This window comes from Dactylosporangium sp. NPDC000555 (assembly GCF_040300025.1).
Classification (GTDB): domain Bacteria; phylum Actinomycetota; class Actinomycetes; order Mycobacteriales; family Micromonosporaceae; genus Dactylosporangium.
On the sequence record NZ_JBEPDB010000010.1, the window covers coordinates 128,294 to 148,439 of the forward strand.

The following is a 20,146-nucleotide window of genomic DNA, read 5'->3' on the forward strand; positions in this document are numbered from 1 at the left end:
ACGGGGACAGGTCGTCTCACAGGACAAGGCAGGGTGGGATCAGTGCGTGACAATCGTTTGCTCGGCTCGCTGCGCGCGGGCGAGGTTTCCATCGGAAGCCTGATGACCATCCCGGACCTCTTCGTGGCCGAGGCGATGGGTACGGCAGGCGTCGACTTCCTCGTGGTGGACACCGAACACTCGCCGATGACGACCGGGCAGTTGCACGGCGTGCTCACGGCGTTGTACCCCACCGAGTCGACGGTGCTGGTCCGCGTGCCGGCCCACGGCGACGTCTATATCAAGCAGGCACTCGACCTGGGCGCCGAGGGCGTGATCGTGCCCTCGGTCAGCAGCGCCGCGGAATGCCGCGCGGCGGTGGCCTCCGCGCGTTATGCGCCCGTGGGGAGCCGGGGCTTCGGCCCCCGGCGGGCGAGCCGGCTGCACGGCGACCGAGCCGACTACCTCGCGCGCGCCAACGGGCAGATCGCGGTGCTGGCCATGATCGAGACCGGCGAGGCCGTCGAGGCCATCGAGGAGATTCTGGCGACGGGCGGGCTCGACGGCATCATGGTGGGCCCCTTCGACCTGGCCGTCTCGCTCGGCCACCTCGGCGACCCGGAGCACCCGGAGGTCGAGGAGGCGGTCCAGAAGGTCCTCGTCGCCTGCCAGGACAGCGGCGTGCCGTTCGGCATCTTCAGCAACTCGCCCGCGGCGACGCAGAAATGGGTCTCGCGCGGCGCGCTGCTCGCCACGATCGGATCCGACCTGCAGTATCTCGACGCGGGAATCGCTCGGACAAGGGCCGAAATCGCCGCGGTGAAGAGCGCCTCACGTAAGGAGTCGTAGCATGTTCATCCTCGAGACCGAAACAATCGAGTGGGTACCGGTCGTCAAGAACCATCGCACCGGTAAGATCACGCGCAAGTTCATCCACGAGGGAGAGTCGTCACCCGGCGTCGGGTACACGTCCGACCTGGTCCGCTACGAAGGCGGGCACGGCGTCTTCACCGCTCCGCGACACCGCCACAACTTCGACCAGTTCCGCTTCACGATCTCGGGCGACCCCGACTACGGACAGGGGCAGGTGTCGTCCGAGGGCGGCGTGGCGTTCTTCCCCGCGGGCGCCCACTACGGGCCCGAGCGCTTCGAGGAAGTCGAGATCCTGCTCGTCCAGTGGAGCGAGAACTGGGTGACGCGGGCGAAGTCGGACGCCGCCTTCACGGAACTGGAGAAGTCCGGCACGTTCAAGGACGGCTTCTACGTGACGGTGGACGCCGACGGTAACGAGGTACGCCGCGACGCCACGAACACGGTCTGGGAGACGGCCAACGGCAAGCCGCTCGTCTATCCGGTGCCGCGCTATCCCCAGCCCGTCCTCATGAACCCGGAAGGCTTCGCGTGGCGCGAGGAGGACGGTGTACGCCGCAAGGACCTCGGCCACCTGACGGAGAACGATTTCAACGTCCAGAAGTACCAGTGGGACGCCGACGGCCGCGTCTCTCTCCCGGCGGACCGCACGCAGATGGTGTGGCTCATGTCGGGCGAGGTTGAGGTGGAGGACCGGAAGCTCGGCGCTCGTACCATCGTCATCTCCGACCTCGGCGAGAGTCACGCTCTGGTCGGCGTGAACCCGGGTGAGGCGATGGTGTTCGACTTCGGCGCGCCGCTTCCCGGCCGGTAGCCGGCGGCACTGCAACAAGCGGAGGTATGCGGCGACCCCGCGCGGGGTCGCCGCACGTCTTCAGTGATATGTCAGGGCTCCGGCAACGCCGGCCACGCGTTTGACCGAAATTGGTATCCCGTATTCAGTTTGTCATGGCAAGCCGCCAGGCCGTGACCACCTCGAAGTTCCCGGGCCGAGCGATGGCCTCGGATCATCGTGCGGGGCGCGTCAAGGCCTCCAGCGGGCAGAAGCAGTCGGCGACGAGCCGTCGTCGGCCTGTTGTGATCGGAGGATGTCACATGGGTTCGACCGAGGAACGCAACTACCGGGACACGGTATTCGACCAGTTCAGACTGGACGGCATGACGGCTCTGGTGACCGGAGCCGGTCCAGGACTCGGCTTCAGCATCGCGCGCGCCTTCGCCGCTGCGGGAGCGTCCGTCGCGTTGTGTGCACGCAGCCAGGAGAATGTCGACGCGGCCGTGAAACTCATCGAGGACGATGGGGGCACCGCGATTGGCGTTGTGGCGGACATGAGCCGGCCGGAGGACATCGACCGGCTCGTCGAGGCCGCTCGGACTCGGCTCGGCCCCGTGCAGATCCTCTTCCACAACGCGGCCTCGCACGCGGGGCAGAGTCTCGAGGGACTCCAGACCGATCCCTTGTCGCTCACCGTGGCGGACTGGCAGTCCCAGTTCGAGGTGAACCTCCTCGCGGCCTACCTGCTCGCACAGCGCGTGGTGCCGGACATGAGGGCGAGCGGGTACGGGTCGATCATCAACACCACCGCGGTGGCGGCGTTCAGGCCCAAACCGAACATCGGGTCGATCGCGTACGCCGCGACCAAGGCCGGACTGACGATGATGACCCGTCAGCTGGCGAAGGAGTGCGGCCCGGTGGTCCGCGCCAACATGATCTGTCCCGGCAGCCTCTCGCCCACCGGTGAGATGCGGGACATCTGGGCTCCCAGCATGAAGGGCATTCCGCTGGGCCGTGTGGGCCGCTCCTCGGAGGCGGTTGGTGCCGCCCTGCTCCTGGCGTCACCCGCCAGCAGCTACACCACCGGCACGACGATCTTCGTCGACGGCGGGCGAGTGAGCGGCGTGTCCTGAGCCCCGACGGGCTTCGCCCCTCGGACCAGGAACAACCTGGCTGCGCACGATGTGATGACCACCCGAGTGGCCGCATCGTGCGCAGCCCGACATGGGCGTTAGGGAGAATAGGCGTGAGGCCCCGGTACACGGTCAACTGCTCGCTGCTGTTCACCGACCTCCCGTTGCTGGCACGGCCGGCAGCCGCGAAGGCGGCGGGGTTCGACGCCGTCGAGTTCTGGTGGCCGTTCACCCATGCCGTACCGGGCGACCGCGAGCTGGACGCCTTCGCGGCGGCGGTCATCGATGCCGGCGTGACCCTGACCGGACTGAACTTCTTCGCCGGCGACATGGCCGGCGGCGACCGCGGGCTGCTGTCGTGGACAGGACGCGCAGCCGAGTTCCGTGACAACATCGACGTCGCCGTGGGGCTGGGCGCACGCCTGGGCGTCGAGGGGTTCAACGCGTTGTACGGCAACCGGATCAACGGCGTGGCCGCGGGTGAGCAGGATGCGCTGGCCGTCGAGAACCTCGTCCTCGCCTCGGCCGCGGCGGCGCGGGCGGGTGCGCGGGTACTGCTGGAGCCGATCAGCGGGGCCGAACGCTATCCACTGCGCACCCTCGCCGACGCCCACGATGTGCTGCTGCGCGCCGCCACGGCCGGCGCCACGCGAGTCGCGCTGCTGGCGGACCTGTACCACCTCGCGGTCAACGGCGACGACGTCGACAAGTCCATCGCCACCCACCTCGACCGCATCGGTCACGTCCAGATCGCCGACGCTCCCGGCCGCGGCGAACCCGGCACCGGTGCCCTGCCGCTCACCACATGGCTCGACGATCTGTACCGCGCGGGCTTCGCGGGTCGTGTGGGCCTGGAGTACATCCCGGCCACGGACGACCCGTTCGGCTGGCTGCCGTCCGCAGACAGGAGCACCACGTGACCACCGTCGGGTTCATCGGCCTCGGCATCATGGGCGGCCCGATGGCCGCCAACCTCGTCAGCGCCGGATTCGACGTGGTCGGCCACAACCGCAGCCGCGCCGCCGTGGATGCCTTGGCCGACAAGGGCGGGCGGGCCGCCGGCACGGTGGCGGACGTCGTCCGCGATGCCGACGTCGTCATCACCATGCTGCCGGACTCGCCCGACATCGAGGACGTCGTCCTCGGCCCCGGCGGAGTGCTGGCCCACGCCAAGGCCGGCCTCCTGTTCATCGACATGAGTACCGTGCGTCCCGGCGTGTCCCGGGCGATCTCGGTCGCGGCCGCGGAGGCCGGCGTCCGTGCCCTCGACGCACCGGTGAGCGGCGGCGAGCCTGCGGCGATCGAGGGCAGTCTGTCGATCATGGTCGGCGGAGACGCGGCCGATTTCGACGCGGCCCGTCCGGTGCTCGAGGTCCTCGGAGACACGATCGTGCACGTCGGCCCGGCGGGAGCCGGGCAGACCGTCAAAGCCGCCAACCAGCTCATCGTCGCGGGGAACATCCAGCTGCTCGCCGAGGCGATCGTCTTCCTCGACGCCCACGGCGTCGATGCCGCGGCCGCGATCGAGGTCCTCGGCGGCGGGCTGGCCGGCAGCACCGTGCTGAGCCGCAAGGCGGCCGGGATGATGCGCCGCCAGTACACGCCGGGGTTCCGCCTCGCCCTGCACCACAAGGACCTCGGGATCGTGACCGCCGCCGCACGCGACGCCGGCGTCATCACCCCGCTCGGCGCCGTCGTCGCCCAGCTCGTGGCCGCGATGGTGGCCCGCGGGGACGGCGGCCTCGACCATTCCGGCCTGCTCAAGCTGACCGAGGAGCTCGCCGGCTTCCCGCGCGCCCCGAGAACCTGACACCGCGGCCCTTGCGTCACACCATCGGCTGCGACGGCATTCCCCGGCCGGAGCCGGCAGTTCCTGCGGTGTATCGGCTACCGGGTCGCCGATCTGCCGCAAGTTTCCCGCTCCGGCCGGCACCGCCTGCGATCCGGTGCCGTACTCCACGCGGCTTACGCGGGTCGCCGACCCGTCCGGCTGTGTCTGTCCCCGTGTCGGCAGTAACTCCGCGGCTACGTCACAATCTTCGCATGCGGACTGTCTTTGTGGGGCCGTTTATGTCCACTATGGACAGTACGGGCTGTTCGACGCGGACCATGACGACGGACCGGAATGGGAGTCGCTCAAGGCGGGCGGCGTCGGCGTGATCGGGGTCGAGGCGGGAAGCGCGCTGCTGCTGACAAAACGGCATACCGGCGACGTGCGACTGACCGTGGTCTACGCCGAGGCCGCGCCGGCGCCGGACGAGTCCTACGACGACATCGTGGAGATCGACTTCATCGCCGAGGCGCGGTCGCTGTATCTGGCGACGTAGGCGCACGAGGAGGAGCTCGAGCTCCCCGACCTGCCCGCCGGGCCGGGCAACTACCGGCTGCGCTACCACGGCCGTCAGATCGGGGACCCGGAACCGGAGCCGGCCGACATGGACCAGATCGTCGACGAGTATCTCCTGCAGATCTGGCCCGCCACGCCCAGCCCGTCCCGCGTGGTCGTGTCCACCTCGGGCTGGCTGGACCACTGGCTGAACGTTCAATGACCGCGACGTTCCGTATCGTCCACTGCTGCGACATCGGACCGGCCGGGCGAGTTTGCTCGCCCGGCCGGCTAAGACTGAGATTTTCATGGGCGGGATCCCAAGCGGGGTGTCACTCAACCGACGAGCGGTGCCTGGGTCGCCGAGGGTATTGCAGAGGCGCTGGAGCAGCTAGTTGGCTGGGCGCTTGATGCCCAGGTTCTTGTATGCCGCGTCGACGTAGGTCGGGTCGAAGTAGCCTTTGGGCACAGTGTTGGCATCCAGACCACTGAGAATGGCGGTGCCCTTGATCTGCGACTCGGAGAAACTGCCGTCCGAGGTGAAAGATGGCCTCAGGTACGGCCACTGTTCGGTAAAGCTCTGCTGATTGTTGACGTCTTTGAACTCCTTTGGCATGAGGGCGTAAACGGCAGCCGCGTCGTCGCCCGCGCCCTGGACCAGCGACAGTCCCTTGACGAGCCCTGTCACGAGGTCCTGCGTCAGGTCCGGATACTTCTTGGCGAAGTCGCCGGGGACGATGACGCCGACGCCCAAGCTGTCGCCGACGAGCTTACCGCCGGTCTGCGGATCGCTCAGGTTTGACACCATATAGGCGGCCCCCTGGTTGATTGCTGCCACGGCGATGGCGATGTCCACGACGGCGAAGTCGACTCGGCCCTGCCCCAGGGACGGGGCGAACGCGCTGCCGGAGCCGAGTGCGACCGGGTTCACGTCGTCCCACGAAAGCCCGGAGGCCTCGAGTACCTTCTTGCCGACCGACTGTGTGAGTCCGGGCCCGTAGTAGCCTAACGACTTGCCCTTGAAGGCCTTGATGTCGGTTCCGAGTGTCTTCTCATGCTTTTTTGCGCCAATAAGCATCAGGCCGGAACCCACATAAACGGCGCCGATGTACTTGACGTCCTTGCCGGCCGTGGCCGCTGTCAGCCCGTTCGATGAGCTGATGGCGCAGAGCTGAAGACTCCCTCCGAGCATACCGACAAGAGCATCCGCGCCCTTGCTGAACTCCTCGTACCGAATGGTGGTGTTGTACTTCTTTTCGAGCTTCGAGTATTCTTCGTGGGCCGCCCACAGGCTCGTGTAGTTCGGCAGGTATTTGCCGCCGACGCCGATGAGAACCTTGCTTGGGGCTGGGACATCGGCTTTAGCCTGTGCTGGTTCCTTCTTACTTGCGCATCCACTGATGAGCAATACAGCGACGAGAGCTGCCATAGTCGCTGTTGCATTCCGCGCACTTTTGAATCGACTGAATCGACGCATGTCCAGCCTCATTCTGATAGTAACCCGAACACCTGCGACCAGATGTGGTGAATGACTGTATACCGTAGCCCGTATTCAGGTCAAGGGAAGTTAAAGCCGAGTTAACGGGCCTGGCCACGGTGTCCTTGCTGGTGGCGGCTGCGGTCCGGGGCGTGTTCGGTGCGGACGCGTTCGCGTAGTCGCGCGCATCCTGCGGGGCGGTCCGGCACTGGCGCAGCCCGGCGGGGAGTGCCCGGTCGGTGCGGTCGGCGCCGCTGGTCATGCACCGGATCCGCAGCGGTCAGGCGGCGCGGGTGGCTTCGGGAAAGTGGCGGTCTTGCCCACGGTGAACGGGATGGTCACCTGGTTGGGGCGGGTCGGCCGCCCGCGGTCGAAATCCCCGCTGCAGCGGCCGCTGCTGTTCCGGACTCGCCACGCCTTGCGGAAGATCGCCAGGGTTGCACCGCGCTCGCGGACCAGCCGGGAGGGCAGGCGGGCCGGTCGATGTGCGACTCGGCCAGGGTGGCGCCCGCGGCGGGGCCGGGTCGGCGGCAATGTCGTCGGCGATCGCCGCGACGAGGCCGGTGTCCGGCTCGCGTAGCACGTGCCGCTTGTCCCCGTCGAACATGCCTCGAGCGTGACCCGCGGCCGCGGCGCAGATCCGGGTCGTCGACGCTGATCCGCCGCGCCTCGGCCACCCCACGACGCGGCGTGGGCGTGTCGGCATCGGCGTCGAGTCGTGGTCGCGGACCTGGTAGGTCACCGCGACGCGGCGTGGGTGTGCCGGCATCGGCGTCGAGTCGTGGTCGCGGACCTGGTAGGTCACCGCGACGCGGCGTGGGAGTGCCCGCATTGGCGTCGAGTCGTGGTCGCGGACCTGGTAGGTCACCGCCACCGCGACGGCGGCCGCCGGGATCGGTTTGGGCTGGCGCGGCTACGAGTCCGGCCACCGCGTCCAACGCCACCGGCACCATGGGCCGGGGCGATCGACAAGGACCACTTCGGCGTCGACCACGGCCGGGGCCGGCGCTCTACGCAGCGCTGCTACGCGTCTCGTGATCGTCCTGGCCGCCGGCGCGGTCACCGCCGCCGCCATCTACCGGGGACTGGTTGCCGCGGCCGTCGTGGACACGGTCACGCCCGTGCCGCTCCAACTGAACTCAAGGTCGGCGTGCCACTTGTAGAGGTCTCCTCGATACCAGGTGTGCGAGACCTCTACCGGGCCCCGATCGCTGTGTACGACACGTTCCGCGAACAGCACGGGAGCGCCGAAGTCGATGTCGAGATGTAGGGCGACCTCCGGGTCGGCCAACTCCGCGGACATCGACTGACTCGCTCCCAGAATCCGGAGTCCGCGGTCGTTCAGCAATGTTGCATGGCCTCCGGCCCGCAACTCTGAGGCTTTGATGTATTCGCTGACGACCGGTGCCAGATATTCGGCGGTGAACGCGAAGGGTGTGTTATCAATCAGGCGCAGGTGGCGAAGCGTGGTTCCCGGGATGCCGCTGATGCCCAGGATCGACTGGATGTCGACCGGGAAAGCCCGCTCCTCGATCTCTTGGTTGGCAACCGACATGCTGCGTGTGCCCAGGATGAGGTCGGCGAGTGACCCGACGATCTGATGCGGCGGCCGGATTTCAAGATCTTCGCGGACGAAAGTCCCTTTTCCCTGGCGGCGAATGACGATTCCGCGCTCGACAAGTTCTCCGACGGCCTGACGTACGGTGGCCTTGCTGACGTTGAACTCCGCGGCAAACTGGTCCTCGGTGTTCAACGTGGAGCCAGGTGGGTACTCGCCTTTTTGAATGCGCTGGAAAATGAGGCCGTATACCCGCATGTAGAGCGGTGTGGGAAGAGGTTTATGCGGCATTCATCGGCCCTTCTGGCGAGATAGTTGGCAACCCAACGGCTCGTTGTTCGGCTCATGCTAACGCTTGAGGCGACCGTCAAGCATACCCGGGTGTCGCCTTGTTCGATTTCCAGCTTCAGGCGACCCATCCGGCGTGATGGCGCACCTCGACCTACACCATCGTTTGACCTCGGCCGAAGTTCCTTTGTGGTTCGGACACCCAAGGTGTGGCCCGTCGTGTCCTCATCCGGCGGAGGCGCCGTGGCCTCAGGTTGACAGCCGGTCGTGCTGCCGTGGGCCGCGGGCGAGCGGCACCGACCCACCCGGGTGCGGCCGCCCCGGGGCAACACGCCGTTGTCGCACGGGAAGGCGGCGACCGGCCATGACGCGCCGCCCGCAGGGCCGTCGGCTTGGGCTCCGCATGTCAACCGGTCTTACGGTTGACAGTAAGACCTAACGAACTTAGGCTGCGTCTCGATGGCGGTGGAATCGCCACTCAGAGAGGGGAAGCAGCCCATGACCGCAGTTGCAGAGCCTGTCCAGTCGACGCACGCGCTCGACCGCATCCGGCTGATCGACGTCGATTCGCATGTGGGCGAGCCGGCTGACATCTGGACGAAGCGACTCCCCGCGAAATGGCAGCATCTCGCGCCGAAGATTGTGGAAGACAAGACCGGCAAGCTGATCTGGGCAACCGGTGACAACATTATTTGTTCGGTCCACGACGAGCTCTACGCAAGGGATTTCGACCAGGAAACGCAAGACGCGGCCTCCCAGGCGGAGGCTCGGCTCCGTTGGATGGACCGGCAGGGCGTTTACGCTCAGGTCATTTTCCCGAATATTCTTGGGTTCGACGTCGCTGAGTTCATGAAGATGGACCCTGAGTTGTCGCTGCTCTCCGTGCAGGCGTTCAACGACTTCATGACCGATTTTTGCAGCGTTGACAAGCAACGGTTGATCCCCCTCACGAACGTGCCGTGGTGGGACCTGAAGGCGAGCGTCAAGGAGCTTGAGCGCTGTTACGACCTCGGTCATCGCGGCCTGAACCTTGGCTGGCAGTACGAGCAGATCGGCCTTCCGCGACTGCGGGACTCGCACTGGGAGCCGCTGCTGAAGACGGCCGAGGAGATGGGGATCCCGGTCAACTTCCACATCGGCTTCAACTCGGTCAAGCTCGAGGACACCGGCTTCAACAGCTTGCCCGATCTCGATGCTCTCGCATTCTCGGCCATGAACTTCGCCGGCAACATGCGCTGCATCGTAGAACTGATCATGGGTAGGATCTGCGACCGTTACCCGACGCTCAAGTTCATCTCGGTCGAGAGTGGCGTGGGATTCGTTCCATATCTCATGGACATGCTCGACTGGCAGTTCCTCAACCGCAACACGTTCGACAAGTTCCCGGACATGCTGCTTCCGTCCGAGTACTTCAAGCGGCAGATCTTCGCGACCTTCTGGTTCGAGAAGAACATCGGTCGGATCGCTGATCTGTACCCCGACAACTTCATGTTCTCGTCCGACTTCCCGCACCCGACGAGCCTCACGCCTGGCGACCACCTTCCCTATGTGAAGGGGCCGCGCGACACGATCAAGAGCAATTTGGCGGATGTGCCGGAGCCCATCCTCACGAAGATGCTCCAGGACACCGCAGCGCAGATGTTCGGTATCGACCTTCCCCCTGCCGCACCGAGTAGGAGCTAGAGTGCCGCGATTTGCGCGCGCCCGGACGGCTCGCGCAAATCGCAACTCACATCGCGAAAAGGGAGATGGCGTGACTGGGCATGCGGCCCGGTCTGTGAGGTATCAAGAGACCCCGCCGTGGGAGGGAGGCAACCACATGGACCACGATCTGGGAGAAATGATCGCCGGGCTGCCGCCGGATTGGGCAGGCCTTTTGACCGACTGGGACAGGTCCATGCGTTCGCGCAACTACCCCGAGACGACCCGGAACAAGTATCTGGTCGCCGCGGCTCACGTCGCGCGGTACCTGGCCAGGCCGGCCAACGGCCCGGACACCCAAGCTCTCCGGGTCCGGCCGTGACGACGCGGGAGTCGGTGGCTGACGACCCAGCATGTGGCGGCGCCCGGCTGCGGGTCCTGCGCGATACCCCGGAGCCGGACTTGGCCAAGGCGACCGAGGCCGCACGCGACTTGCTCATCGCGCTCGGCCTCGACCTGGCGGATGACGTGCTGGCCGAGACGCCGGGTCGGATGGCCAAGGGCTACGCCGAGCTGCTGACCCCGCGCGAGTTCGACCTCACCACGTTCCCCAACGACGAGGGCTACGACGAGTTCGTGCTCGCTCGCCGGATCCCGTTCCGGTCGGTCTGTGAGCATCACTTGCTGCCGTTCGTCGGCGTCGCACACGTCGGCTATATGCCCGGCGACCGCATTCTCGGGCTGTCCAAGCTGGCAAGGGTGGTGGAGTTGTTCGCCTGCCGTCCCCAGGTGCAGGAGCGTTTGACGATGCAGATCGCGACCTGGCTCGATGAGCGCTTGCAGCCGAAGGGTGTCGGGGTGGTGCTGGAGGCGGAACACCTGTGCATGACGCTGCGCGGGGTGCAGGCGGCCGGTGCGAATACGGTGACCTCGGCGCTGCTGGGCGTGGCACGCACCGACGCCCGGACCCGGCAGGAGTTCTTCTCGTTGGTCACCACTGGACTCTGACGGTTGTCAGGATTTTCGGCAGGGACAGGCAGCGACGTGCACCGACCCCGACGCACGGGGTCGGTGCACGTCGCTTTCTGCCGGGTCAGGCGATCGGGAAACCGAAGCAGACCGCCTCGGCTCCGGCACCGCCGACGACGTTCGTGATCTCGTCGTAGGCCGACCAGATGGCGGTCTCCGGCCCGTAGGAGGCGTCGCCGATCCGGACCGAGCCCGCGCTGATCCACAACAACTGGGTCCGCTCGGCCGAGAGCACGAGCGTGGCGTCGTCGTCGTCCCACCGGTGCTTCGAGGCGTACACGTCGTTCTCGGTGTAGCGGCCGAGAACCTTGGTGGACAGGCCGTTGCCGTCCGGACGCCAGGCGAACGCGTCCGGGTTCATGACGAGGGGCTGCGGGTAGCGGGGGGTCGGGAACGCCAGTGCCTCCACGCCGAACCGCTTGCGCTTCACCGCCTCGATCACCGCGTTGGCGGCGTCCGCGCGTTGCTCGGTGCCCGTGTCGTCGACGGAGATGTACGAGCCCTCCTCGAACCGGCCCGTCTGGCTGAGCTGATCGCGCATCTCGTCGTACTGCTGCCGTGTCACCCACGAGTGGCTCCACTGCACCTGGAGGATGGATCCGCCCTCGATGCGTTCAGGTCCGTAATGCGCGCCTGCGGGGAAGTACGCCACCTGGCCCGCCGGGGCCAGCACATCGCGGCCGTAGTCGGGGCATCCTTCGAGGGTCAGCCGGAACTGGTCGTAGTCGTGACGGTGCCGGGGAGCGATGAACGCCCCGTCACCTTCGGAGAACTTCACGAGGTCAGCCGTGAAGCCGACGCCGGGTGCCAGTTCCCCTTCGCGGAGGAACTTGCGGTACACCTCGCCGGAACGGTGGTTGGCGACCGGCTCCCATGGGACGTCGCCGCTGACGAAGGCCTCCATGCACGTGCTCCTGCTCTGGCGCGGATGGGCAATTTTGTATACCGTATCCTTGCACTCTGAGGCGCGCAACCCTCGCCCGAGGTGCTGAACAGCGGCGAGCTCGGGCGGTCCGGCCGCCGGGAGCATTGACTCACACTTGTGTATTGGATACCGTATCCACTGAGCGGAGGGAGGGAGTATGCGAAGGTCATTCCTCGCGGGAGTCGGCATGACCCCGTTCGGCAAGTTTCCGGACCAGACCCTGGGGTCGTTGGCGCGGAAGGCATGCTTCGAGGCGCTGAAGGACGCGCAGGCCGCCCCGCAGGCGGTGGAGATGATCGCCTGCGGCTGCGCCCGCAGCGGCAGCCTTCAAGCGCGCGAGAGCGGCGTCGGTCAGCTTGCCGGATGGGAGGTGGGCATCCAAGGGGTGCCCGTCTACAACGAGAAGGCGTTCTGCGCCTCGGGGGCCATGGCCTTCAACGTCGCGAACCTGGCGGTGACCGCCGGCGAGCACGACATCGCGCTCGTCATCGGCGTCGAGCGGATGTCGACGCGTTCCGGGAAGGGCCGGCCGCTGACGTCCGACGGCATGGTGCTGGAAGGCGAGCAGGGCTTCACCCCGCCGGCGTACTACGCGATGGCCGCTCGCCGGCACATGGAAGTCTACGGAACGACCCGGGAGCAGCTCGCCGCCGTCGCGGTGAAGAACCGCCGGGCGGCGTCGCTCAACCCCAAGGCGCAGTACCGGGACCCCATCACGATCGATGACGTGATCAACTCACGACCGGTCGCCGGTCCGTTGCATCTGCTGGATTGCTGCCCGACCGGCGACGGGGCGGCCGCGGCCGTCATCGTCAGCGAACGGGGCGCCGAGCTTCTGGGCATCGACCCGCAGGTGGAGATCCTGGCCTCCATCGTGGGCAGCGGGTACTACGCGAACCAGCGTCGCGACATGACAACGTTCGAGCTCGACCGGCACACCGCGAAGCGGGCCTACGAGCGGGCGCAGGTCGGCCCGGAGGACATCCACGTCGCAGAGGTCCACGACTCGTTCTCCATCGCGGAGATCATCCACTACGAGGACCTCGGCCTGTGCGAGGCCGGCGAGGGCGGCAAGCTCGTCGAGAGCGGGGACACCTCGCTGGGCGGGCGCCTCCCGGTCAACCCGAGCGGCGGGCTCCTCAACCGCGGTCATCCGCTGGGAGCGACGGGCGTTGCCCAGATCGTCGAGCTGGCCGACCAACTCCGCGGGCGCGCGGGGCAGCGGCAGGTGCCCGGAGCCCGGCGCGCACTCGCCCACATCTCGGGTGGCTTCCAGGAAGGCGACTTCGCGACCTCCGGGGTCACCATCCTGGCACGGATTGGAGCGACCGAGTCGTGATCGTTGGTGAGTTCAGTCTTGGCGCGCCGATCCTGACGGTGAACGAGAGCGGGCGCCACGTCCTGGTCGGCAGTCGTTGCCCGGTCTGCGGTGACGTGCGGCTGCCGTCGCGGACGCTGTGCGGAGCGGACCTGAGCGAGTGCGTGCCGCATGAGCTCAGCGGCGAGGGTACGGTCTACGAGGCGGTGCGGATCTCGCTCGCGCCCGCGGGGTTCGAGGCGCCGTTCTGGATCGGTTACGTCGACCTCGCGGAGGGCCCCCGATACCTCGCGCAGATCGAGGCGGACGAGGACGCTCCGCCCAGCCACGGCGATCGGGTGACGATGACCGTCGGGCGGCTCGGGACGTCCGACGAGCCGATGCTGGGCCCGATCTTCAGGAAGGTCAGAGATGCTGGCTGAGGACCTCGACGAGAGCCTCCGGGATCTCGCGGGCATGGCCAGGGCGGTCGCCCGCAACAAGATCGGCCCGCTGGTCGCCGCCGTCGAGCGGTCGGGCACGTTCAGCCCGCAGATCCGCGACATCCTGGCGTCCGCGGGCTTCTTCGGCATGGTCGTCCCCGAGGCGTACGGCGGCGTGGACAGCGACATCCGGCATCACGGCATCGTGCTGGAGGAGCTCGGCCGGGTGTACCCCAGCGCCTGCACCTACCTCACGGCGCACTGGCTGGCGACGAAGCTCATCGCCCTGAACGCGACCGGACCCGCTGCGGCGCCATGGGCCGGTTCGGTGCTCACCAAGGCGGCCAGCGGCGAATGGCTGGGCGCCATCGCCGCCACCGAGCCGGAGGCGGGGTCCGATCTCGGTGGTGTGACGACGACAGCGGTGCTGGACGGCGACGTCTGGGTGCTCAACGGCACGAAACGGTTCATCACCAACGGCGGGTTCGCCGACTTCTACACCGTCCTCGCCCGCACCGGCGGGCCCGGATCGCGAGGCCTCTCCCTGTTCCTGGTCGAGGCGTCGACGCCGGGCGTGGTCGCCGCGCGGTGGGAGGAAAAGATGGGCCTGCACGGCTCGGCCACCGCGGAGATGCACTTCGACGACGTCAGGATCCCGCGCGACCACGTCATCGGCGAGGTCGACCGGGGGTTCACGTACCTCATGCGGGGCTTCGACGAAGGTCGCCTCGGAGTCGCGGCGATGAGCCTCGGGATCTCGCAGGGCGCCCTCGACGCGGCCACCCGCTACGCGGCCGAACGCCGGCAGTTCGGCAAGGAGATCGCCAGCTTCCAGGGCGTGCAGTTCCTCATCGCCGACATGTCCATCGGCGTGCACGCCACACGCTCGCTGCTCTACGACGCCATGGCGGCGCTCGTGGCCGGCCGCGACGACGCCTCGAGGCTCGCCGCGGTCGCCAAGACCTTCGCCACTGACGTCGCCATGCAGGTGACGAGCAACGCCGTCCAGGTGCTGGGCGGGTCCGGATACGTCCGGGACTTCCCGGTCGAGATGCTCATGCGCGATGCCAAGATCGGGCAGATCTACGAGGGCACCAACCAGATTCTGCGCATGGTGATCGCCCGTTCGTACTTCGGCGATCTGGCCCGTTGAATGCCAACAAGGAGACAAGACCATGAAATCTGACGGCAAGGTGGCGATCGTCGTCGGCGGCGGCAGCGGCATCGGCCGGGCGACGGCCGAACTCTTCGTCGAGAACGGTGCGCGGGTCGCGATCGCCGACGTCAATGAGCAGGGCGCGAAAGAGACCGCGGAGTTGTTGCGGAGCCAGGGCGCCGAGGTGTCGGCGTACACCTGCGACATCACGCAGCAGAGCCAGACCGACGAGCTGATCCAGTCGGTGCTCAGCCAGTACGGTGCGCTCGACATCGTGACCAGCACCGTCGGGTGGTCCGACACGACGTTCTTCGCGCAGGAGACCGAGGAGTACTGGCGCCGGATCATCGACATCAACCTTGTCGGCTCCATCTTCCTGTGCCGGTCGGCGCTCGGCCCGTTCAGCGAGCAGAAGTCCGGATCGATCGTGCTGACCAGCTCGGACGCCGGCAAGGTCGGCACCATGGGGGAGACCGTCTACGCCGCGGCCAAGGCCGGTGTCATCGGCTTCGTCAAGTCGCTCGCGCGGGAGATCGCTCGCGACGGCATCCGGATCAACGCCATCTCACCCGGGCCGACCGACACGCCCCTGCTGCGCGCCCAGTCGGATCAGCACGTGATCGAGAAGATGATCCGTGCCGTCCCGCTCAAGCGCATGGGCACGGCGGCCGAGCAGGCGGGGGCCATCGTCTTCCTCGCCTCGGACGCGGCGAGCTACATCACCGGGCAGACCCTGAGCGTCAGCGGCGGGCTGACGATGACGTCGTGACGCCGCCGGACTTCGCGCTTCCCGTCGAGGAGGGCGCGAGCAAGGTACAGGATCTCGCGACGGCAGTGCGCGCGTTCGTCGAGCCCGGCATGACGTTGCATGTCGGCTACTCCGACGCACGGCCCAACGCGGCGCTGCTGGAGATCGCGCGGGCCTTCGCCGGACGTGACCCCGGCTTCACCCTGGTCACCGCCGGGCTGGTCAACATCCAGCACGCGCTCGTCGAGCTCGGCCTGGTCCGGAAGGTCGTCGCGTCGTTCGCGGGCGAGAACTATCCCGTCGCCCGCCCCAACCCGGCTCTCGTCCGGGCGATCCGCGACGGCCGCGTGGAGATCGAACACTGGTCGCTGTGGAGCCTGATCGCCCGCCTGGCGGCCGGAGCGCTCGGCGTGCCGTACTTCCCCGTGCGGTCGATGGCCGGCAGCACCATGGGCGTTGAGGCGGCGGCGCGCGGGGAGCTCGTCGAGACGAGCGTCGGCGACGAACCGCTCGTCCTGGTGAAGGCGCTGCGGCCGGACGTCGTCGTCCTGCACGGTGCGGCGGCGGACGCGCACGGCAACGTGGTGCTGGCGGCGCCCTACGGGGAGAGCCAGTGGGGCGCGTTGGCCGCGACGCGCGGGGTCATCGCGTGCGTCGAGCGGATCGTCACGACCGAGCAGCTTCGGCGGATGAACAAGCTGACGCGAATCCCGGCGCACGTGGTCCGTGCCGTGTGCGTCACGCCGCACGGCGCCCATCCGTACGGCTTCAACAACCCGGGTGTCGACGGCATCGACAGCTATGTCGAGGACGCGCGGTTCATGGCGGACACCCTGCGGGCGAGCCGGGATCCCGCCGACTTCAAGCGATGGATCGACGAATGGGTCCTCGGCGTCGGTGACCACGACGGCTACCTCGCCAAGCTCGGCTCCGATCGCCTGAGCGCCCTGACCCGCCGGCACACCAGCGACGAGTGGCACACGCCGCTCGATGGCGCAGGAGCGGCCCCCGCGCCGGCCAACGCCACGGAGACCCAGGTCGTGGTGGCGGCCCGGCGGCTGCGTACCGCCGTCATGCATCGGGGACACGACGCCGTCCTGGCCGGAGTCGGCCTGGCGAACCTGGCCTCCTGGATCGGCGCTCGCGACCTGCGCGGCCGGGGCGTCGACGTCGAACTCATGGCCGAGATCGGACTGTTCGGCTACTCGCCCCGCCCCGGCGAGCCCTTCATCTTCGCCGGGCAGAACGTCCCGACCAACAAGCTCCTGACGGACGTGATGGGCGTGCTCGGAACGTTCGTGTCGGGTCCCGGCACGAGGACGATCGGCATGATCGGCGCGGGGCAGGTCGACCGGACCGGCGCGATCAACTCGACGATTGCCGACAACGGCGATTTCATCGTCGGCTCCGGGGGCGCCAACGACGTGCTCTCGGCCGCCGACGAGGTGATCGTCTGTGTCGGTCACGGCACCGCGCGACTCGTCGACAAGGTGCGATACGTGACGTCACCCGGAACGAACGTCTCCACGATCGTCACCGACCTGTGCGTCTTCGAGCGGGCCGCGGACGGCGAGTTCGTCCTGACCACGCTGCTGCCCACGGGTGGCGGGAGTCCTCTCGAAGCCGTCGAGGTCATTCGGGAACGTACGGGATGGTCGTTCCCCATCGCCGACGACCTTGCGATCGAACCGCCTCCCACCGCGGCCGAGCTGGCCGACCTGCGGGCGTTCGACCCGAATCGACTGTTCCTGCGCGACCGTAGCGCCTGACGTCCGTCCCGGCCGGCCTCTTCAAGGGCCCGTTCGGGGTACGCCGAAGCCCCGGGCATCCTCGTCGTGAGGATGCCCGGGGCTTCGGCGTGCCGGCGGCTTCGCGGGTGGTCAGGCGGCGGCGGTGTTCAGCGGCTCGCGGTCGCGGCTGTCAAGGCCGCCATGGCGGGCACCACTTCGACGCGCGCCCACCGCCCGGTGCTTCCGGCGGGCTCAGAGCGCCCCGGCGTCGCGCGCGGTGTAGAGCGTCGGGTAGATGGGCCGGAAGCCGAGCTCCCGCCGGATCGCCGAGGTGTCGCAGATGCCGTCCCACGGGTCCTCCAGCGCCCGCGTAGCGGCATCCTCGGCGGGGCCTCGTTGTTGCATCGGAGCAGTTCCCACGCGGTGATGGGCGCGTCATCGCCGATGTCGTACACCTTGCCGTCGATGCCGTCGGTCAGCGCGATATGAGTTGACGGCGCTGCCCACCCCGAATCGGGTGGTATGGCATCGTCATATCCGGCTGCTTCGTTCCGCAGGGGAGAGGAACTGAAGATATGGCGGGGGAAGGGGATCCGGATGCCTCCGGCATTCGATCCAGATCAATCACTCGCAATGTCGGGGAAGCGTTCCGGCTGAGCTGGAGGGCGGCGCCGCGGCTCTGCGTGGCGATGATCGTCGGCCCACTTCTTCAGTCGTTGCTCATCGGCGCTCAGCTGCCGCTGATCCAGCGACTGGTCGAGCTCGTCGCGAACGACGACGGCGGACGCGTGGGCACGGCACGCGCGGCAGCGCCCGTCGTCGGCCTCATGGTGGCCGGACTGATTGTCCTGCTCATCATCGGCAACGCGCAGGCGCTGGTCCGTGACCTGCTCACCGAGCAGGTCCGCCAGGCGAGCGCGCGGCGAATGCACCGGGCCATCGGCGGGCTCGAGCTGATCGACTACGAATACCCGCAGACCCACGATCGGGTGATGCGCGCGTCGAGCACGGACTTCCGTCCGGCTCAGGCCGTGCGGAGCCTTACCGCCATCGTCGACTCGGCCGTCAGGATCATCGTGGTGACGGTCGCGGTCGTCGTGATCCAGCCGCTGCTCGTGCCGGCGCTGCTGGCTCTGGCGATTCCGGTGCTCATCGTGTCACGGCTCATGGCCGGCGACCGCTACGACTTCTTTTCCCAGATGACACCGCTGGAACGGCGCCGTTTGTACTACTCGCGCATGCTCACCGCGCGGGAGCCGGCGGCGGAGACCCGGGCGTTCGGCCTCGTCGAGGAGTTCGGCCGGCGGTACGACGACCTGTCCGTCCAGCGCCTGGCGGAGCTGCGCAAGACGCTGGGCCGGCAGTGGCGCCGGATGCTCGGCGGGCAGCTGGCGTTCGCGCTGCTCGTCGTCGGCGGTGTCGCGGTCCTCGGCTGGTTCTACCTCAGCGGTCGCGCCAACCTCGGCTCCGCCATCGCCGCCGCCGTCGGGCTCGCCCAGGTCGTGCACATGATCGGTGCGCTCTCCTGGCCGGTGAGCGAGATGACGGAGGCCGGCCTGTTCCTCAACGACCAGCACGTGTTCCTGGAGCAGGTGCGGCGCCGGCGGCCGGCGCGGGACGATGCCGAGCAGCGCGGCGTTGCGGCGCTACGGTCGCTCACCGTCAAGGACGTCTCGTTCACGTATCCGTCCGGGACCGCTCCCGCGCTCGATCGCGTCAGCTTCACCGTCGAGGAGGGACAGATCATCGCGCTGGTCGGCCCGAACGGGTCCGGGAAGACGACCCTCGCCAAGATCATTGGGATGCTGTACCGCCCGGACGCCGGCACCGTGCTGTGGAATGGTGAGAGCGCCGAGCGGTTCGCCGCCGCCGCGCTGCGCGGCCGGATCGCCTCCGTCTTCCAGGACTTCCAGACGTACGCGGAGACCATCCGGGACAACGTCGCCATGGGCGCCATCGACCGGCCCGTCGACCAGGAGCGCGTCGCCTGGGCGCTGCGGGCGGCCGGGTTCGACGACGGCGAGTTGGCGCTGGAGCGCATCATCGGCCCGGAGTACGAGGGCGGCACCGACCTGTCCGGCGGGCAGGCGCAACGGCTCGCCGTCGCCCGGGCCCTCTACCGCGGCGCCGATCTGCTCATCCTCGACGAGCCCACCTCCGCCCTCGACGCGCGGGCCGAGCACACCCTGCTCAGCGAGTTGCGGGCGCACCGGTGCACCACGGTGCTCGTCTCACACCGGCTCGCCAACGTCGCCGCCGCGGACCGCATCCTCGTGTTCGGCGCGGGCCGCGTGATCGAAGAGGGCAGTCACGAGGAGCTGATGGCGCTCGGCGGGGTGCACCGGGAGCTGTACCAGCTCCAGGCGGACCTCTACGCGCACGGACGGGGAGACATCTCGATCTCGTACGGAACGACCCAGGAACGTGATCGGGAGACGCGCTGACCGTCACCGGGAGCTTGGCGTTTTCGTCCGTATGAGCGTGCACTATTTGACATTATAGGCTGCCGTTCGGGGCGGTGGTTTGGGTCGGGTTCCGGGATAATTGTAGGTATGGGGCAGCTGGGATTGTTTTCAAGGGCGGAGTTGGCTGCCATGCGTGACCACACCGGGTCACGTCGCTATTCTCCGGCGAAGGAGCAGTTCCGCCGGGAGCACGCACGGCATCGAGACTGGGGGCTGGCCAGACGGCACGCCGAGAAGCTCCGCCGCGCGCGCGGTGACACCCGGCCGGCGGTCAGCGACCAGCGGGACGGCTCGGTGCGCGAGCCG

The 20,146-nt window shown here is 68.0% G+C and carries 19 protein-coding genes; 15 read left to right on the top strand and 4 right to left on the bottom strand.

Annotated elements, in window-relative coordinates:
- Window positions 1-42 precede the first annotated feature (42 nt).
- From ABT297_RS09545 to ABT297_RS09570, 6 genes are all read left to right on the top strand, one after another.
- Window positions 43-828, top strand: a complete 786-nt coding sequence (locus ABT297_RS09545; RefSeq protein WP_350546718.1) for an HpcH/HpaI aldolase family protein — start codon at window positions 43-45, stop codon at window positions 826-828.
- Between the two features lies 1 nt (window position 829).
- A complete protein-coding gene (locus tag ABT297_RS09550) occupies window positions 830-1,663 on the top strand; it encodes a hypothetical protein (RefSeq protein WP_350546720.1) in 834 nt (277 codons plus the stop codon).
- A 281-nt stretch (window positions 1,664-1,944) separates the two neighbouring features.
- On the top strand, window positions 1,945-2,757 hold the full coding sequence (locus ABT297_RS09555) for an SDR family NAD(P)-dependent oxidoreductase (protein ID WP_350546722.1): 813 nt from the start codon (window positions 1,945-1,947) through the stop codon (window positions 2,755-2,757).
- Between the two features lie 113 nt (window positions 2,758-2,870).
- Window positions 2,871-3,677, top strand: coding sequence for a hydroxypyruvate isomerase family protein (locus tag ABT297_RS09560; protein ID WP_350546724.1), 807 nt, complete (start codon window positions 2,871-2,873; stop codon window positions 3,675-3,677).
- Entirely contained in the window at window positions 3,674-4,567 is an 894-nt protein-coding gene (locus tag ABT297_RS09565; protein ID WP_350546726.1) for a 2-hydroxy-3-oxopropionate reductase, read from the top strand. The genes ABT297_RS09560 and ABT297_RS09565 overlap by 4 nt, the downstream gene beginning before the upstream one ends.
- Before the next feature lie 346 nt (window positions 4,568-4,913).
- The gene (locus ABT297_RS09570; RefSeq protein WP_350546728.1) at window positions 4,914-5,084 is read left to right on the top strand and encodes a hypothetical protein; all 171 of its coding nucleotides are present in this window, start codon (window positions 4,914-4,916) and stop codon (window positions 5,082-5,084) included.
- A gap of 390 nt (window positions 5,085-5,474) precedes the next feature.
- Here the strand turns inward: ABT297_RS09570 and ABT297_RS09575 are convergent, their stop codons facing one another.
- Complete coding sequence (locus tag ABT297_RS09575) at window positions 5,475-6,512, bottom strand: ABC transporter substrate-binding protein (protein WP_350546729.1); 1,038 nt, start codon at window positions 6,510-6,512, stop codon at window positions 5,475-5,477.
- Window positions 6,513-7,635: 1,123 nt separating this feature from the next.
- Window positions 7,636-8,376, bottom strand: a complete 741-nt coding sequence (locus ABT297_RS09580) for a GntR family transcriptional regulator (protein ID WP_350546731.1) — start codon at window positions 8,374-8,376, stop codon at window positions 7,636-7,638.
- 528 nt (window positions 8,377-8,904) lie between these two features.
- Between ABT297_RS09580 and ABT297_RS09585 the strand changes: the two genes are divergently transcribed.
- The 3 genes from ABT297_RS09585 to folE all read left to right on the top strand — a co-directional run bounded on the left by ABT297_RS09585 (window position 8,905) and on the right by folE (window position 11,055).
- On the top strand, window positions 8,905-10,089 hold the full coding sequence (locus ABT297_RS09585; protein WP_350546733.1) for an amidohydrolase family protein: 1,185 nt from the start codon (window positions 8,905-8,907) through the stop codon (window positions 10,087-10,089).
- Window positions 10,090-10,225: 136 nt separating this feature from the next.
- Entirely contained in the window at window positions 10,226-10,429 is a 204-nt protein-coding gene (locus ABT297_RS09590; protein ID WP_350546735.1) for a hypothetical protein, read from the top strand.
- On the top strand, window positions 10,426-11,055 hold the full coding sequence (folE, locus tag ABT297_RS09595) for a GTP cyclohydrolase I FolE (protein WP_502885542.1): 630 nt from the start codon (window positions 10,426-10,428) through the stop codon (window positions 11,053-11,055). Before ABT297_RS09590 ends, folE begins: the two co-directional genes overlap by 4 nt.
- An 85-nt stretch (window positions 11,056-11,140) precedes the next feature.
- Here the strand turns inward: folE and ABT297_RS09600 are convergent, their stop codons facing one another.
- A complete protein-coding gene (locus ABT297_RS09600) occupies window positions 11,141-11,980 on the bottom strand; it encodes a hypothetical protein (protein ID WP_350546737.1) in 840 nt (279 codons plus the stop codon).
- A 178-nt stretch (window positions 11,981-12,158) separates the two neighbouring features.
- On the opposite strand from ABT297_RS09600, the gene ABT297_RS09605 reads away from it, so the two are divergent.
- The 5 genes from ABT297_RS09605 to ABT297_RS09625 are packed head-to-tail and all read left to right on the top strand — an operon-like array spanning window position 12,159 to window position 17,414.
- Window positions 12,159-13,340 (top strand): thiolase family protein, encoded by a 1,182-nt coding sequence (locus ABT297_RS09605; protein ID WP_350546739.1) that lies wholly within the window; start codon window positions 12,159-12,161, stop codon window positions 13,338-13,340.
- Window positions 13,337-13,741, top strand: a complete 405-nt coding sequence (locus ABT297_RS09610; protein ID WP_350546741.1) for a Zn-ribbon domain-containing OB-fold protein — start codon at window positions 13,337-13,339, stop codon at window positions 13,739-13,741. The genes ABT297_RS09605 and ABT297_RS09610 overlap by 4 nt, the downstream gene beginning before the upstream one ends.
- A complete protein-coding gene (locus ABT297_RS09615; RefSeq protein WP_350546744.1) occupies window positions 13,731-14,894 on the top strand; it encodes an acyl-CoA dehydrogenase family protein in 1,164 nt (387 codons plus the stop codon). The genes ABT297_RS09610 and ABT297_RS09615 overlap by 11 nt, the downstream gene beginning before the upstream one ends.
- A 22-nt stretch (window positions 14,895-14,916) precedes the next feature.
- Entirely contained in the window at window positions 14,917-15,666 is a 750-nt protein-coding gene (locus ABT297_RS09620) for an SDR family NAD(P)-dependent oxidoreductase (RefSeq protein WP_350546746.1), read from the top strand.
- Entirely contained in the window at window positions 15,663-17,414 is a 1,752-nt protein-coding gene (locus ABT297_RS09625) for a CoA-transferase (RefSeq protein ID WP_350546748.1), read from the top strand. Before ABT297_RS09620 ends, ABT297_RS09625 begins: the two co-directional genes overlap by 4 nt.
- A 213-nt stretch (window positions 17,415-17,627) precedes the next feature.
- Here ABT297_RS09625 and ABT297_RS09630 read toward each other — a convergent pair whose 3' ends face one another.
- On the bottom strand, window positions 17,628-17,780 hold the full coding sequence (locus ABT297_RS09630) for a hypothetical protein (RefSeq protein WP_350546750.1): 153 nt from the start codon (window positions 17,778-17,780) through the stop codon (window positions 17,628-17,630).
- A 284-nt stretch (window positions 17,781-18,064) separates the two neighbouring features.
- Between ABT297_RS09630 and ABT297_RS09635 the strand changes: the two genes are divergently transcribed.
- Window positions 18,065-19,819, top strand: coding sequence for an ABC transporter ATP-binding protein (locus ABT297_RS09635; protein WP_350546752.1), 1,755 nt, complete (start codon window positions 18,065-18,067; stop codon window positions 19,817-19,819).
- Window positions 19,820-20,146: the final 327 nt, after the last annotated feature.

Bases quoted from the DNA above. Each gene is read 5' to 3' on its own strand.
- ABT297_RS09550 (WP_350546720.1), top strand. From the start codon at position 830: ATGTTCATCCTCGAGACCGAAACAATCGAGTGGGTACCGGTCGTCAAG.
- ABT297_RS09590 (WP_350546735.1), top strand. From the start codon at position 10,226: ATGGACCACGATCTGGGAGAAATGATCGCCGGGCTGCCGCCGGATTGG.
- ABT297_RS09620 (WP_350546746.1), top strand. From the start codon at position 14,917: ATGAAATCTGACGGCAAGGTGGCGATCGTCGTCGGCGGCGGCAGCGGC.
- ABT297_RS09600 (WP_350546737.1), bottom strand. From the start codon at position 11,980: ATGGAGGCCTTCGTCAGCGGCGACGTCCCATGGGAGCCGGTCGCCAAC.
- ABT297_RS09580 (WP_350546731.1), bottom strand. From the start codon at position 8,376: ATGCGGGTATACGGCCTCATTTTCCAGCGCATTCAAAAAGGCGAGTAC.
- ABT297_RS09555 (WP_350546722.1), top strand. From the start codon at position 1,945: ATGGGTTCGACCGAGGAACGCAACTACCGGGACACGGTATTCGACCAG.
- ABT297_RS09575 (WP_350546729.1), bottom strand. From the start codon at position 6,512: ATGGCAGCTCTCGTCGCTGTATTGCTCATCAGTGGATGCGCAAGTAAG.
- ABT297_RS09615 (WP_350546744.1), top strand. From the start codon at position 13,731: ATGCTGGCTGAGGACCTCGACGAGAGCCTCCGGGATCTCGCGGGCATG.
- ABT297_RS09605 (WP_350546739.1), top strand. From the start codon at position 12,159: ATGCGAAGGTCATTCCTCGCGGGAGTCGGCATGACCCCGTTCGGCAAG.
- ABT297_RS09630 (WP_350546750.1), bottom strand. From the start codon at position 17,780: ATGCAACAACGAGGCCCCGCCGAGGATGCCGCTACGCGGGCGCTGGAG.
- ABT297_RS09635 (WP_350546752.1), top strand. From the start codon at position 18,065: ATGATCGTCGGCCCACTTCTTCAGTCGTTGCTCATCGGCGCTCAGCTG.
- ABT297_RS09585 (WP_350546733.1), top strand. From the start codon at position 8,905: ATGACCGCAGTTGCAGAGCCTGTCCAGTCGACGCACGCGCTCGACCGC.